13 protein-coding genes are annotated in these 14,486 nt (G+C 64.9%); 4 read left to right on the forward strand and 9 right to left on the reverse strand.

Going from position 1 to position 14,486, the window contains the following annotated elements; translation table 11 throughout:
* Positions 1 to 22: 22 nt before the first annotated feature.
* From G4223_RS00560 to nadA, 6 genes are all read right to left on the reverse strand, one after another.
* Positions 23 to 1,345, reverse strand: coding sequence for a chloride channel protein (locus G4223_RS00560; RefSeq protein ID WP_163673692.1), 1,323 nt, complete (start codon positions 1,343 to 1,345; stop codon positions 23 to 25).
* A 97-nt stretch (positions 1,346 to 1,442) separates the two neighbouring features.
* The gene (locus G4223_RS00565; protein WP_163673694.1) at positions 1,443 to 1,820 is read right to left on the reverse strand and encodes a hypothetical protein; all 378 of its coding nucleotides are present in this window, start codon (positions 1,818 to 1,820) and stop codon (positions 1,443 to 1,445) included.
* 5 nt (positions 1,821 to 1,825) lie between these two features.
* Complete coding sequence (locus tag G4223_RS00570; RefSeq protein WP_163673696.1) at positions 1,826 to 2,218, reverse strand: cyclic nucleotide-binding domain-containing protein; 393 nt, start codon at positions 2,216 to 2,218, stop codon at positions 1,826 to 1,828.
* A gap of 11 nt (positions 2,219 to 2,229) precedes the next feature.
* Entirely contained in the window at positions 2,230 to 3,834 is a 1,605-nt protein-coding gene (gene nadB / locus G4223_RS00575) for an L-aspartate oxidase (RefSeq protein ID WP_163673698.1), read from the reverse strand.
* Between the two features lie 78 nt (positions 3,835 to 3,912).
* Positions 3,913 to 4,764 (reverse strand): carboxylating nicotinate-nucleotide diphosphorylase, encoded by an 852-nt coding sequence (gene nadC / locus G4223_RS00580; protein ID WP_163673700.1) that lies wholly within the window; start codon positions 4,762 to 4,764, stop codon positions 3,913 to 3,915.
* 1 nt (position 4,765) lies between these two features.
* Positions 4,766 to 5,782, reverse strand: coding sequence for a quinolinate synthase NadA (nadA, locus tag G4223_RS00585; RefSeq protein WP_163673703.1), 1,017 nt, complete (start codon positions 5,780 to 5,782; stop codon positions 4,766 to 4,768).
* A gap of 251 nt (positions 5,783 to 6,033) precedes the next feature.
* On the opposite strand from nadA, the gene G4223_RS00590 reads away from it, so the two are divergent.
* A complete protein-coding gene (locus G4223_RS00590; RefSeq protein ID WP_163673705.1) occupies positions 6,034 to 6,441 on the forward strand; it encodes a response regulator in 408 nt (135 codons plus the stop codon).
* Here the strand turns inward: G4223_RS00590 and G4223_RS00595 are convergent.
* The 3 genes from G4223_RS00595 to G4223_RS00605 all read right to left on the reverse strand — a co-directional run bounded on the left by G4223_RS00595 (position 6,438) and on the right by G4223_RS00605 (position 10,569).
* Positions 6,438 to 6,665, reverse strand: a complete 228-nt coding sequence (locus G4223_RS00595) for a hypothetical protein (RefSeq protein ID WP_163673707.1) — start codon at positions 6,663 to 6,665, stop codon at positions 6,438 to 6,440. The two genes, G4223_RS00590 and G4223_RS00595, sit on opposite strands and share 4 nt — an antisense overlap.
* 237 nt (positions 6,666 to 6,902) lie before the next feature.
* On the reverse strand, positions 6,903 to 9,578 hold the full coding sequence (locus G4223_RS00600) for a cation-translocating P-type ATPase (RefSeq protein ID WP_163673709.1): 2,676 nt from the start codon (positions 9,576 to 9,578) through the stop codon (positions 6,903 to 6,905).
* A 331-nt stretch (positions 9,579 to 9,909) separates the two neighbouring features.
* The gene (locus G4223_RS00605) at positions 9,910 to 10,569 is read right to left on the reverse strand and encodes a response regulator (RefSeq protein ID WP_163673711.1); all 660 of its coding nucleotides are present in this window, start codon (positions 10,567 to 10,569) and stop codon (positions 9,910 to 9,912) included.
* Between the two features lie 470 nt (positions 10,570 to 11,039).
* On the opposite strand from G4223_RS00605, the gene G4223_RS00610 reads away from it, so the two are divergent.
* From G4223_RS00610 to G4223_RS00620, 3 genes are all read left to right on the forward strand, one after another.
* Positions 11,040 to 11,261 carry a hypothetical protein gene (locus tag G4223_RS00610; RefSeq protein WP_163673713.1) on the forward strand — a complete coding sequence of 74 codons (222 nt, stop codon included), beginning with the start codon at positions 11,040 to 11,042 and terminating at the stop codon, positions 11,259 to 11,261.
* A gap of 744 nt (positions 11,262 to 12,005) precedes the next feature.
* Complete coding sequence (gene gap / locus G4223_RS00615; RefSeq protein WP_163673715.1) at positions 12,006 to 13,007, forward strand: type I glyceraldehyde-3-phosphate dehydrogenase; 1,002 nt, start codon at positions 12,006 to 12,008, stop codon at positions 13,005 to 13,007.
* Positions 13,008 to 13,025: 18 nt separating this feature from the next.
* Positions 13,026 to 14,246, forward strand: coding sequence for a phosphoglycerate kinase (locus tag G4223_RS00620; protein ID WP_163673717.1), 1,221 nt, complete (start codon positions 13,026 to 13,028; stop codon positions 14,244 to 14,246).
* Positions 14,247 to 14,486 lie beyond the last annotated feature (240 nt).

Genomic DNA, 14,486 nt, shown 5'->3' on the forward strand with positions numbered 1-14,486 from the left:
AAAATAATTCGACACGCCCCCGTCAAACCGGGTCCTTGGACTTGCCGATCCGTTCGAGGAAAGCGACCGCCATGGCCTTGTAGAAGGGTTCGGGACAGATCAGCTTGGACACGCCATAGGCGATGACCGAGGTGGTCAGCAAGGGAATGGTCATGTTGCTGTTGTCGGTCATCTCGAGGACGATGACCACGGCGGTGATCGGCGCCTGCACCACGCCGGAGAAATAGCCGACCATGCCCAGCAGCACCAGGACCGCCGCCGGCGTCCCCACCAGCCAGCGCCCCCATTCCGCGCCGATGCCGGCACCGATGGACAGCGATGGCGCGAAGATGCCGCCGGGTATCCCCGAGAGATAGGACGCCATGGTCGCCAGCATCTTTTCCAGAGCGAAGCCGAGGGGCGGCGCGGCGCCGTGCAACGCCTGCGCCGCCTGTTCGTAGCCGGTGCCATAGGTGGCCCCGCCCGAAGCCAGGCCGATCAACGCCAGCACCAGCCCACACGCCGCCGCGAAGCGTTCCGGGTATCGGGCCTTGAAGCGCCCGACCGGCCCCGGTAAGCCCCGCCGCCCGGCCAGGATCAGCGACTGGCTGAAAATGCCGCCCAACAGGCCGCCACTGACACCGCAGGCCAGGACCGCCACCCAAGCCTGTCCCAGTTCCATGCCTGCGTCGGCATGGCCGAAATAATGATAATTGCCGACCAAGGCCAACGAGGTGATACCGGCCAGGATCACCGCCGTCAGCACCAGGCCGTTGGTTCGGGCCTCGAACGAGCGGCTCAGTTCCTCGATGGCGAACACCACGCCGGCCAGCGGCGTGTTGAACGCCGCCGCCACCCCGGCAGCGCCGCCGGCCAGGATCAGCCCGCGCTGGATCTCGCGGCGGGTCAGCCGTACCCAGCGGCCGAGGTCGTGCATGATGGCGGCCCCCACCTGGACCGTCGGCCCCTCACGCCCGACCGAGGCACCGCAGCACAAGGCCAGGAGCGTCAGCAGGATCTTGCCCAGGGCCAGACGCAGCGACAGCACCTTGCCACGGGCCTTCTGGTCGGAGATTTCGAGTGCAGCGATGGTTTGGGGAATACCGCTGCCTTCGGCACCGGGGAACACCCGGCGTGTCAGCCACAGGGACAGCCATAACCCCGCCGGTGTCAGCACCAGCACCACCAGCGGACTGAAGGACAGCAGGACGTGGAAGGCTTGGTCGGCCAGGGTCGCGGCACGGGCGAAAGCCACCGCGACCAGCCCCACCGACAAGGCGCCACCCCAGAACACCGCGCGGCGCAGCCATAGCCAAGACGAATACCGAAAACGGCGCGAGGACAGAAAACGGGCTTCGATACGCATGAGAGCCGTTTTTATGCGAACAGGCCGCGCAAGACCAGCACGACAACCGAGCCATGTGCCAAACGGGCATCATCCCCGGCAGCAGCGGGAACCGCTATCAGCGCATCATCAGCCGGAGCACCAGCACCTCGAGGCATTTGGCGCCGTTCGGGTCCTTGCGCACCGCGTCCAGCGCCACCGCCTTGATGGTGGCGGCGGGATTGCCGCGAGAGAACTCCTCCCAGGTCATGGCCGACAGGGTTTGGGAAATCTCGTTCGAAACCTTCTTGTTGATGCTGGTCTGTTCGGCGAAGACCGCGCTCAGTTCCATGTTGACCGTGTGGAACAGGCCGTCGGCATCCCAGAACTCGATGACGATGGAGGGCAGCTTGACATAGATCTCGCCATTGCCGCCGCCACCCGAGGCCTGGGCCGACGACGCGGCCGCCAGCACCGGCAACGCCGCCAGGAAAGCGCGGCGGGACAGTATCGCCATTGCCGTCAGTCCTCGTCCAGGGCCAGGGTGACCTGGGCCTCGGCCAGTTCCGCCCCCATCAGACGGATGTTGCCCAGCAACGCGCCGACGATGACCCGCACCCCCTTGGGGGCCTGTTCCAGTTGCTCGGTCAGCCGGTCCTTGCCGATCACCACACAGGCGGTTTCCGCCTCGGCCACGGCCGAGGCCATGCGCGGCTGGTCGTCGATCAGCGCCATCTCGCCGAAGATGCCGCCCTGGATCACCGTGCCCAAATCGACGCGCCGCCCCTTGACCGTCTTGAAGATGGCGACCCGGCCGTATTCGACCACATAGGCCTCGGTCCCGGGCTCCCCCTCGGCGAAGATCGGGGTGCCGGGCTCGAACACACGCCGGCGCGCGTTGCTGGGTTGGTTCATGGCTGCCCTCCTCAGGCGCGGCGCCGGGCCGAGAAGTTCTTGGGCACCAGGATGGTGCTTTGCACCGGGGCGATGCCGTCGGTGCCGGGAAAGTCGATGGTGTAATGCAGCCCCCGGCTTTCCCGACGCTGCAACGCCGAGCGCACGATCAGGTCGGCGACCATGGACAGGTTGCGCAGTTCCAGAAGGTCGCTGGTGACGCGGAACCCGCCGTAATATTCCTCGATCTCGGACAGCAGCAACTTGACGCGGTGCTTGGCCCGTTCCAGCCGCTTGGTCGAGCGCACGATGCCCACATAATCCCACATGAAACGGCGCAGTTCGTCCCAATTGTGGGCGACCACCACTTCCTCGTCGGAATCGGTGACCCAGCTTTCGTCCCAGGCCGCCAGCACCGGCGGCGGCGGGATGTCGGCCAGACGGGTGGAAATGTCCTCGGCCGCCGCCGCGCCGTAGACCAGACATTCCAGCAACGAATTGGAAGCCAGACGGTTGGCCCCGTGCAGGCCGGTGCACGCCACTTCGCCGATGGCATAAAGACCATCCACGTCGGTATGGCCGGTACGGTCGGTCAGGACCCCGCCACAGGTGAAATGCGCCGCCGGCACCACCGGGATCGGTTCCTTGGTCATGTCGATGCCGTATTTCAGGCACTCGGCATGGATGTTGGGGAAATGGGCGGTGATGAACTCGGCCGGTTTGTGGCTGATGTCCAGGAACACGCTCTTGCAGCCCAGGCGCTTCATGACGTCGTCGATGGCCCGCGCCACCACGTCGCGCGGCGCCAGTTCGCCACGCGAATCGTATTCATCCATGAAGCGGGTGCCGTCGGGCCGCAGCAACTGCCCGCCCTCGCCGCGCACCGCCTCGGAAATCAGGAAGGACTTGGCCTGGGGATGGTAAAGGCAGGTGGGATGGAACTGGCTGAATTCCATGTTGGCGATGCGGCAACCGGCACGCCAGGCCATGGCGATGCCGTCGCCGGTGGAACCGTCGGGGTTCGAGGAATAGAGGTAGACCCGCGAGGCACCGCCCGAGGCCAGCACCACGGCACGCGCCGCCAGCGTGCTCACCGTGCCGGAATGGCGGTCAAGCGCGTAGGCGCCGACACAACGGCCCAGGCGGTTGCCGCCCAGACGCTCGCGGATCAGGTCGATGGCGTTGTGATGTTCGAAAATCTCGGCGCCCGATTCGCGCAGCCGCTCCATCAACCCGGTCTGCACCGCACGGCCAGTGGCGTCGGCGGAGTGAATGACGCGCCGGTGCGAATGTCCGCCCTCGCGGGTCAGGTGGTAGGCGCCGTCCTCGCGGTCGAACATCACCCCCTTGGCGATCAGCCATTCGATGGCCGAACGGGCGTTCTCGACGACAAACCGCACGGTGTCCAGGTTGCACAGGCCGGCACCGGCGACCAAGGTGTCGGCGATGTGGTTCTCCGTGGAATCGATGGCGTCCAGGACGGCGGCGATGCCGCCTTGGGCGTACATGGTGCTGCCTTCCGACAGCGGCCCCTTGGCCAACACGGCGACACGGGCGCGGGGCCGCGCCTCAAGCACCCTGAGCGCCACCGACAACCCGGCCGCGCCCGAACCAATCACCAGAAGATCATAAGCCATGGGAAACGAACTCCCGTCGTTCTTCCTGGGCCGACGGGGCCGTGATCAGCCCTGTCGGACCGTCATTGCCCCGAAGCGTCAGCTCCAGTCCAGGCCGATATCCACCGCCGGGGCCGATTGCGTGATACGGCCCACCGACACGAAGTCGACGCCGGTTTCGGCGATGGCCCGGATGGTGTCCAGGTTGACGCCGCCCGACGCCTCGGTCTTGCAGCGTCCGGCCACCAACGCCACCGCCCGACGCAGCACGTCGGGCCCCATGTTGTCGAGCAGCACGATGTCGGCACCGGCCTCGACCGCTTCGGCCACCTGTTCCAGCGTGTCGCATTCCGCCTCGACGTTGGGCAGGCCGGCAAGCTTGGCCGCACGGACCGCCGCGCCGACGCCTCCACACACGGCGATGTGGTTGTCCTTGATCAGGACGCCGTCATAAAGCCCCATGCGGTGGTTCCTGGCGCCGCCGCACAAGGTGGCGTACTTGGAAAGCCTGCGCAGGCCAGGAATGGTCTTGCGGGTGTCGAGCAGCGTGCAGCCGGTGCCCTTGATGCGGTCGGCATACTGCCGGGTCAGGGTGGCGATGCCGCTCAGCAATTGCAGCAGGTTGAGCGCGGTGCGCTCGGCGGTCAGCAGGCCGCGGGCCGGGCCTTCCATTTCCGCCAGGACGGTTCCGGCCGCCACCTCCTCGCCGTCGCTGACGCGGGGCGTGAAACGGGCCTCGGGCACCACCATGCGAAACGCCTCGGCCGCCACCGGCAGACCGGCCACCACCATGGAATGGCGCGCCTGCATCACCCCCTTGAAGCGCAGATCGGCGGGAATCACCGTCACCGAGGTGATGTCGCCGCGCTCCCACCCCAGGCCGCCGGTATCCTCGTCCAGGCTGGACTGGATGACGCGGCGGGCGTCGGACAGGTCGAATTCGAACGACATCTCATTTGCTCCCGGTGGACATGGGGACCGACGCGGACATTTCCAGCATGCGCTCCAGCGGCTTGAGCGCCCGCACCCGCAACTCCTCGGGCACGGTCAGCGCCGGGGCGGCGTTGGCCATGGCCAGATAGATCTTTTCCAGCGTGTTGCGGGCCATGAACGGGCAGTCGGCGCACGACGCGCAGGCACCGTCGGCGAAGGGCGCGGGGATGAAGGTCTTGTGCGGCGCCGCCTTGGTCATCTGGTGGATGATGTGCGGCTCGGTGGCGATGATGAACTCGGCGGCGTCGGTTTTCACCACGTAATCCAGGATTCCCTTGGTCGAGCCGACATAATCGGCGTGGGCGACCACCGCCTCGGGGCATTCGGGATGGGCGGCGACCAGGGCGTTGGGATGGCGCACCTTGAGCTTGACCAGTTCCTTTTCCGAAAACTGTTCGTGGATCAGACAGCTTCCCGGCCACAACGTCATCTCACGCCCGGTCTTGCGCGCGATATAGCCGCCCAGATGACGGTCGGGCGCGAACAGGATCGGCTTGTCCTTGGGCAGGGCGTTGACGATCACCTCGGCGTTGGAGGAGGTGACGATCACGTCCGACAGCGCCTTGATGTCCGCCGAACAATTGATGTAGGTGACCGCGATATGGTCGGGGTGCTTGGCCCGGAACGCGGCGAACGGCTCGGGCCGGCACGATTCCTCGAGCGAGCATCCGGCTTCGGCGTCGGGAATCACCACGATCTTGCCGGGGCTCAGAATCTTCGCCACCTCGCCCATGAAGCGCACCCCGCAAAACACGATCATGTCGGCATCGGTGGCCGCCGCCTTGCGCGACAGATCCAAGGAATCGCCGACGAAATCCGCCAGGTCCTGGATTTCCCCATCCTGATAGTAATGCGCCAGGATGATCGCGTTCTTTTCGCGGCGCAGACGGTCGATTTCCGCCACCAGGTCCAAGGTTGGGTCGATGTCGGCCTCGGTCATGGCGTCGGCGGCGGGCAAAACAACGGTATCAGTCATCGGCGTTCGTTCTTTCGGACATCGGGCCTTGCGGCGGAGCGGGGCGGAAGCTCCTGAGAGATGAATTGAGAAGTAAGAGCGAATTTCGCCGCCAAGCGCAAGCCATCACGCACGAAGACAAACGCAAGGCCGTTTGGCGGAAAAGCCGTCACACCCTGCCAAGGTCATACGGTGGTATGCCCATAGAACGAATTCCCCCGCTTGCCGCGATGCCGCATTATTCCAGGGAAGTAGAGGGAAGGATTGCGATCATGGCAGTCTTGATGCAAGCGGATGGTGCGACGTCGCCCCTGATCGTGGTGATCGAGGACGAATCCATCGTGCTTGCCGGATATCAGATGCTGTTCGAAAGCTGGGGCTATCGGGTGGTTGCCGCCCCCAGCACCGAGGAGGCGCTGAAGCTTTTACGCGACAGCCATGTCCGGCCCGACTTCATCCTGGCTGATTACCGCCTGAAGGAAGGCAACACCGGAACCGAGGCCATCCAGACCCTGCGCAGCGCCTTTGGCGCCGGCATTCCCGGCGTCCTGGTCACCGGCGACACCGCCGTCGACCGTCTGCGCACCGCCGCCGCCAGCGGTCTGCCCATCCTGCACAAGCCGGTCAACGGCCGCCAGTTGCTGGACATCCTGCAACGTTCGCTGGGCGCCGCCGCCTAGGATTCCCCTCTCAGCCTCAGCCCTTCCAGCAATTCGACGCGGCGGCGCAGGTCGGCGATCTGCGCGTCGAGCGCGTTGCTTTCCAAGGCATTGCGCAAAGCCTCGGTCACCCAGGCGCCCACCGTGCGCCCCTCCGTCTTGGCCCGTTCGACCACGGCCCGCCGCACGTCGTCGGGAATGCCGCGGACCGCCCAGACCATCTCGCTTTTTTGTTCGTTCGTCATGACAGAATTCTTCGCCAGACCACAGTTGTTACGCACAGGCCACACATGCGCCACAAGCGATTACCATCGATTGTGAACAGCATTACTGATGCCGTAGAAAAAATATAGGGGTAACAACTTAGGAACCGCTCGTCATTCCGAGGTAGAAGGCGCCTTACATACTTCTTTCGGAGTAAAGAACTTCATCGCGAACCGACACGGCACGTTATCGGATCCATCGAGAAACCGCTTTATTTTCTAGCTTCTCCGCCGCCGTCTGGACCATCGCGCCACGAGCTTGCGTCCCTCATCCAAAAGAAGGACAAGGCTGGCGACGGCGGTCGCCGTCAGCCACTCGGCGGCGCTCAACGCCGTGGTGTGGAACAGCTCCTGGGCCGGCCCCCAATGCACCGCCAAGGCCTGAAGCCCGACCACCGCCACCAGCGCCAGCCATAGCTTGCGGTTACGGAACATCCGCCGCCCCAGGGCCGATTCCGCGGCGACACGGGCGTTGAACACGTTGAACACCTGGAACAGGACGAAGGTGGTGAAGGCCAAGGTGCGCGCTTCGATCGGATCGGCGCCTCGGGCCAAGGCCACCCACAACACCCCCAGTGTCCCCACCGCCATGGTGGCGCCATAGGTCGCCAGCCGGATCAGCCGGGGACGCGACAAGATGGCTTCGTCACGGTCGCGCGGATGTTCGCGCATCAAGCCGGCGCGCGGCGGGTCGAAAGCCAGGGCCAGGGCCGGGGGACCATCCATGATGATGTTGACCCAAAGGATCTGGATGGGGTGGAACGGCACCGGCATGCCCAGCAACGGCGCGGCGAACACCGCCAGCAACGCGCCGACATTGGTCGACAACTGGAAGCGGACGAACTTGATGATGTTGTCGTAGATGGTGCGGCCTTCCTGGACCGCGCGCACCACGGTGGAGAAGTCGTCGTCGGTCAGCACCATGGTCGCCGCCTCGCGCGTCACGTCGCTGCCGGTGCGGCCCATGGCGACACCGATATGGGCGCGCTTGAGCGCGGCGGCGTCGTTGACCCCGTCGCCGGTCATGGCCACCACATGCCCCCGGCGCCTGAGCGCGGCGACGATCCGCACCTTGTGTTCGGGGGCGACGCGGGCGAACACGGCGATGGAATCGATCCGTGCGGCCAGTTCCTCCTCGTCCATGGCGTCGAGTTCCGGGCCGGTCACCACCTCGCCGTCCACTCCCAGCGAACGGGCCACCGCGGCGGCGGTGACGCGGTGGTCGCCGGTGATCATCTTGACGGCGATGCCGGCACGCCGACATTCGGCCACGGCATCCTTGGCCGCCGGCCGGGGCGGGTCCATCAGCCCAACCAAAGCGGTCAGCACCAGACCGCCGCGCGCCGCCGTCAGCGGGTCGGCCAGGGCGGCTTCGTCCACCTCGGCCTCGGCCAGGGCCAGCACCCGAAGCGCCCGCGCCCCCAGCCGCTCGACCTCGGCCCGCAACATGGCCCGGTCGCCATCGGTCAATGGCCGGTCGCCCTCTGGCCCACGCACCGCCACCACATGCTCCCCGATCACATCGGGCGCCCCCTTGGCGCACAGCAGCAAGCGGCCGTCGGTCTCGCGGCGGTGAACGGTCAGCATCAGCTTGCGTGCCGAATCGAACGGCAACTCCGCCACACGCGGCCATGTGGCGTCGATTCCGGCTTTTTCCGCCAACACCCGAAGCGCCCCTTCGGTCGGGTCGCCGACCAGAGTCCAGCCTTCGGGACCGTTGTTCAACCGGGCATCGTTGCACAGCGCGCCGGCCCGCAAACAGGCAGCCAACGACGGCACCGCGCCATGCGGGTCGTCGGGCATGACGCGGCCGCGCGGCACATAGCCCTCGCCCTCGACCCGGAACCGGCGGCCCAGGGCCCATCCCGCCCGCGCCGTCATCTGGTTGAGCGTCAGCGTGCCGGTCTTGTCGGAGGCGATCACCGTGGTCGAGCCCAAGGTCTCGACCGCCGCCAGCCGTTTGACGATGGCACCCTTGCGCGCCATGCGCGCCATGCCGATGGCCAAGGTCACCGTCACCACCGCCGGCAAGCCTTCGGGAATGGCCGCCACCGCCAACGCCACGGCGGTCATGACCGTGTCGGTCAAGGGCGCGCCGCGCGCCAGCCCCATGACCAGGATCACACCGACCACCACCCCCGCCACCAACGCCAGCCGGCGCCCCAACTGGTCCAGCCGCGCCTGAAGAGGGGTGCCGCCATCGATCGCGACATCGAGCAGGCCGACGATCCGGCCCATTTCGGTAGCGGCACCGGTGGCGGTCACCAGCATCTCGCCACGTCCGCGCGTCACCACCGTATTCATGAACGCCAAATTGCTGCGGTCGCCCAGGGCGGCACCAGGATCGGCCAGGACGCCCACATCCTTGGCGGTAGCCAGCGATTCCCCGGTCAGGCTGGATTCGTCAACCTCGATCCCGTACGCCACCACCAGCCGGCCGTCGGCCGGGACCCGGTCTCCGGCCTCGAGCAGCACCAGGTCTCCCGGCACCAGGGTTTCGGCCGCCACCTCGCGCGTTTCGCCGTCGCGGCGTACCCGCGATTGCTGGGCCAGCATGGATTTGAGCGCGTCGAGAATCCGTTCCGCGCGATATTCCTGATAGAAGCCCAAGGAGGCGTTGAACAGCACCACCACCACGATCACCGCCATGTCGGTGGTGTCGCCGATCATCCCCGCCAGCACGCCGGCCGCCAGCAACACCAGCGTCAGCAGGCTTTTGAATTGCGCCAGAAACAACCGCCATGCCGGCTTGCCCGGCTTTTCGGGCAAGGCGTTGGCGCCGAACCGGGCGCGGCGACGGCCGACCTCGTCCGAGCCAAGGCCGCGATCAAGGTCGCTGTCCAGCCGTTGGCAGGCTTCGGCGACATTCAAAAGATGCCAGGACGGTTCGCGCATGCTCGCCCCTCTCGCCTCCCGATCTCCACAGGATAAGCCCTGGGCCAAAGCCGGCAACAGCGGAGTTGCGAGGGCTGGAGAGCCGAGAGCGCGGAGCCTGCGGCAAGAAACGCCTTGTGCCTTGCGTTTTTCGCCCCAATGTCATGATGCATCGACGATGCATGTTGATACCATGGGGAGACATACAGCCAGGGAGGACGCCATGAAGAGCGACTGGTTGCCCGAAGCCGTGCTGGCCCTTGCCTTTGTCGTCGCGTTGGTGGCGCAGTCGGCCCAAGCTTTCCCCTGAAGCTTACGCGCCGAACGCGATGCCCGGTTCCAGAGCTCAGGCTCAGGAACCGACCTCGGGGGCCGTCAGGCCCAGTTGCGAGGCCGCCACCACCGCGCGCGTGCGGTTATTGACATTCAGCGCCTTGAGAATGGCGGTGACGTGCAGCTTGACCGTGCCTTCGGCCAGTTGCAGCACGCGGGCGATTTCCTTGTTGGACTTGCCCTGGCCCAAAAGCGCCAGCACCTCGCGCTGACGCGGGGTCAGGAACGACACCGCGTTCTCATTGGCCACCGGGCCCAGGGAATCGCCTTGCGGGTTGCCCTGTTCCAGCAAGGCCGGCGGCAGATAGACGCCGCCCGACAGCACCAGCTTGAGCGCCGACAGCATCACCCGCGACGACGACGTCTTGGGAATGAAACCCGCAGCCCCCATGTTGACCGCCTGCAACACGTGACGACGGTCGTCGGACGCCGACAGCACGATCACCGGCACCTGGTCGGACAGCATGTCCTTGAGCCGCTGCAAGCCCTCGTTCCAGCTCATGCCCGGCATGTTGAGGTCCAGCAGCACGATATCCATGTCGGGATGCGCGTCGACGGCGGCCACCGCCTGGGGAAAATCGCAGGCTTCCACGATCGTCAACTCGCCGCCCAGCTGGTCCAGCACATGACGCAGTCCGTCGCGGAACAATTCGTGGTCGTCGGCAATCAGAATCTTCATCGCTTCCACCGTCAACTTTGTCGCCCGACCGTCGCGGAACCGGTTTCCCGGAGACATCCCCGGCGGCGCCTTCCCCGGCAGCCATGGTGTCAGCTGCGCACGGCGACGTCACCAGGAAAAAGCCCGCCCGGACATGGCGATTCCGCCGTTCCGGCCTCTCCCGACTTCTGCAAAATAAGCCGCCCCCTATCGAATGCAATACGAAACCCGAAAAGCGTTCTATTTCCATACCATGGACATAAAATCGGATCAGAAAAGGTTATATCCATGGAGCAAGAAGAGGTACATTTCATCAAACAATGACTATAAGCTTGTCTTTGGCTGGTGCATTCATGGGAGGACACCATCCCCGGATTTGCCACGGTTGCGCCACACCCTTCCGATCACATTTCTCTTCCATGAGTGGGGGTGATTGGCGTACAGACGCCTCCCCCCTGGATCTTACGATCGGGAAACCGGAGAAAAACAAGATGGCACGACGCGAAGTGGCCGTCGGACAACGATATCAGCCCACGGAATCCACCGCCCAATGGGAGGTCCGGGAACTGACCCGCGACGCCGAGGGCATCGTCCACGCCCGCATGGTCAAGGTGGGCGACCCCACCGCGCTGAAGATGATTTCGGCCTTGGCGTTGCGGGACAGCAAACTCTATCGCCTGATGGCGGAACCCGCCGACGACGACACCCCCTGAGAGCCCCCCTGAATCGAGACGCCCCTGAAACAGGTCGGCTGAAATACACAGGCCGCCGGGAAGGTTCCCGGCGGCCTGGCTGTATGGGGCGCCCCCGGATGGGTGGGGGAGGAGAGCGCCGCCGTTTTGCCGCCGAAGGGGGGAAAGGGGGCGGCAACGTCTTGTCGACGCCTCCACTATGACAAAGCCCGCCCCCAGCGAACACTGTTCTTCCGCTGTAACCCACTGGGGCGAAAGAGGCATGCCGCCCCCCGAGATCGATCCGAAAGAAGGGGAGAGGTAATACCAGCGGAGAAGCCCGGTCATGCCGACTTTCCGAGAAATCCCGAACGCCCTCCCCGTCCTGCTTCATGTCCTCCATGGAAAGACGAGGGAATTTCGCATTCAACAAAATTTCCTCTGAACCAAATTAAATATAAATGACGTCACATGAAATTCACGCGCTACCTTTAAGGGTGGGCGCAGCCTTATTTTTATTTCATACGCCGACACCTTCATATAGCATCTTACTTTCAATAAAAGCGCCAAGGTGCCCACCTGAACGCCGGAACTTGGAAATTCATTTTGCCGCCACACCCAAGGTGTCTTGCCGTTTTCGGGGCTGGATTCGACTTCGCAGGTGTGCAATATGGACGACGTCAGAATTCGGCAGGCATTCCGCCCAACAGACGCCCCGTGCCCTCTGGCATTTCCGCCTTGGGGCTGGTCGGCTGGTGCCGTGTCGTTACCCACGTGGAGGAAGAAATGACTGTTCGTGTAGGCATCAACGGGTTCGGCCGCATCGGGCGCATGGTGTTCCGTGCCGCCACCAAGCACTACCCGGAACTGGAAATCGTGGCGATCAACGATCTGCTTGATCCCGAGTATCTGGCCTACATGCTGAAGTACGATTCGGTGCACGGCCGCTTCGACGGCGAGATCGCGGTTGACGGCACCACCTTGATCGTCAACGGCAAGAAGATCCGCCTGACCGCCGTCAAGGATCCGGCCGAGCTGAAGTGGGGCGAGGTCGGCGTCGACGTGGTCATCGAATCCACCGGCCTGTTCCTGACCAAGGAAGCTTGCGAGAAGCACATCGCCGCCGGCGCCAAGAAGGTCGTGCAGTCGGCCCCGTCCAAGGACGACACGCCGATGTTCGTCTATGGCGTCAACCACGAGACCTATGCCGGCCAGGCCATCGTGTCGGCCGCGTCGTGCACCACCAACTGCCTGGCCCCGGTGGCCAAGGTGCTGAACGACAATTGGGGCGTGAAGCGCGGCCTGATGACCACCGTGCACGCCGCCACCGCCACCCAGAAGACCGTGGACGGCCCGTCCATGAAGGATTGGCGCGGCGGCCGCGGCATCCTGGAAAACATCATCCCCAGCTCGACCGGCGCCGCCAAGGCGGTGGGCAAGGTCCTGCCGGCCCTGAACAAGAAGCTGACCGGCATGAGCTTCCGCGTGCCCACCTCGGACGTTTCGGTGGTCGACCTGACCGTCGAATTGGAAAAGCCCGCCAAGTACGAAGACATCGTCGCCGCCATGAAGGCCGCCTCGGAAAGCGCGCTCAAGGGTGTGCTCGGCTTCACCGCCGAGAAAGTGGTCTCGACCGATTTCGTCGGCTGCCCGCTGCCGTCGATCTTCGACGCCGAAGCCGGCATCCAATTGGACGAGACCTTCGTCAAGGTGGTGTCGTGGTACGACAACGAATACGGCTATACCTGCAACATGCTGCGCTTCGTGCAGTTCGTCGCCACCCACTAAGGGCCAAGGGGGACACCCATGTTCCGCACCATCGACGCCTTTGACGTCAAGGGCAAGCGGGTGCTGGTCCGTGCCGACCTCAACGTCCCGGCAAAGGACGGCAAGGTCACGGACACCACCCGCATCGACCGCTCGGCGGCCACTCTGAAAGAGCTGGCCGACAAGGGCGCCAAGGTCATCGTGCTGACTCATTTCGGCCGCCCCAAGGGGCGCGACGAGAAGTATTCGCAGAAACTTCTGGTCGAGCCGCTGGCCAAGGCGGTGGGCAAGCCCGTCGCCTGGGCCGACGACTGCATCGGTCCCGAGGCCGAGGGTGTCATCGCCGGCCTCAAGGACGGTGACATCGCGCTGTTGGAAAACGTCCGCTTCCATCCCGAGGAAGAGAAGAACGAGCCGTCCTTCGCCAGCAAGCTGGCCGATCTGGGCGACCTCTACGTCAACGACGCCTTCTCGACCGCGCACCGCGCCCACGCCTCGACCGAAGGTCTGGCCCACATCCTGCCGGCCGCTGCCGGCCGGTTGATGCAGGCCGAGCTCGAGGCCCTGGGCCGTGCGCTGGGAGCCCCGGAAAAGCCGGTGGCCGCATTGGTCGGCGGCGCCAAGGTCTCCACCAAGCTGGATCTGCTGGGCAATCTGGTGGCCAAGGTGGATTACCTGATCATCGGCGGCGGCATGGCCAACACCTTCCTGTTCGCCATGGGCAAGCCGGTGGGCAAGTCGCTGTGCGAAAAGGAAATGGCCGACACCGCACGGGAAATCCTGGAAAAGGCCAAGGCCGCCCATTGTCACATCGTCCTGCCGGTCGATGCGGTGGTGGCCGGCGAGTTCGCCGAGAACGCGCCCAACAGCGTGGTGTCGGTGGACGCGGTGCCCGAGGACAAGATGATCCTGGACGCCGGCCCGGCCAGCGTCGAGACAATCATCGACCGCCTGGGCGGCTGCAAGACCCTGGTGTGGAACGGCCCCTTGGGCGCGTTCGAGATCGCCCCCTTCAACGCGGCGACCGACGCCGTGGCGCAGGCGGCGGCGGAGCGCACCACCCAAGGCAAGCTGTTGACCGTGGCCGGCGGTGGCGACACCGTCGCGGCGCTCGCCAAGGCCGGCGTGGAAGAGAAGTTCTCCTACGTCTCGACCGCCGGCGGCGCGTTCCTGGAATGGCTGGAAGGCAAGACCCTGCCCGGCGTCGCCGCGCTTGAAATCAAGCATGGTGCCGGGTGCGGCTGCGGCGGCCAGCACTAAGCTTGCCCTTCGACGGTATGACGAAGGCGGGGGCCATTTGGCCTCCGCCTTTTTTTGCGCCCTCACTCAGAACAAATAAAACCAGAGGTGGTAACGATTACATGTCATTCATGTGCGTAAGGGAAATGTGACGAAGAAGATTCGTCCCGCCACTGATGACCTCTCGATAAAGAAATTGTGCGTATGTGCGCAACGATACTCCTCGCAAATTCTTACAATTTGTTGGTTTCTCGTTAAGTA

The sequence above is a fragment of the Magnetospirillum aberrantis SpK genome, assembly GCF_011022235.1.
GTDB lineage: Bacteria > Pseudomonadota > Alphaproteobacteria > Rhodospirillales > Magnetospirillaceae > Magnetospirillum > Magnetospirillum aberrantis.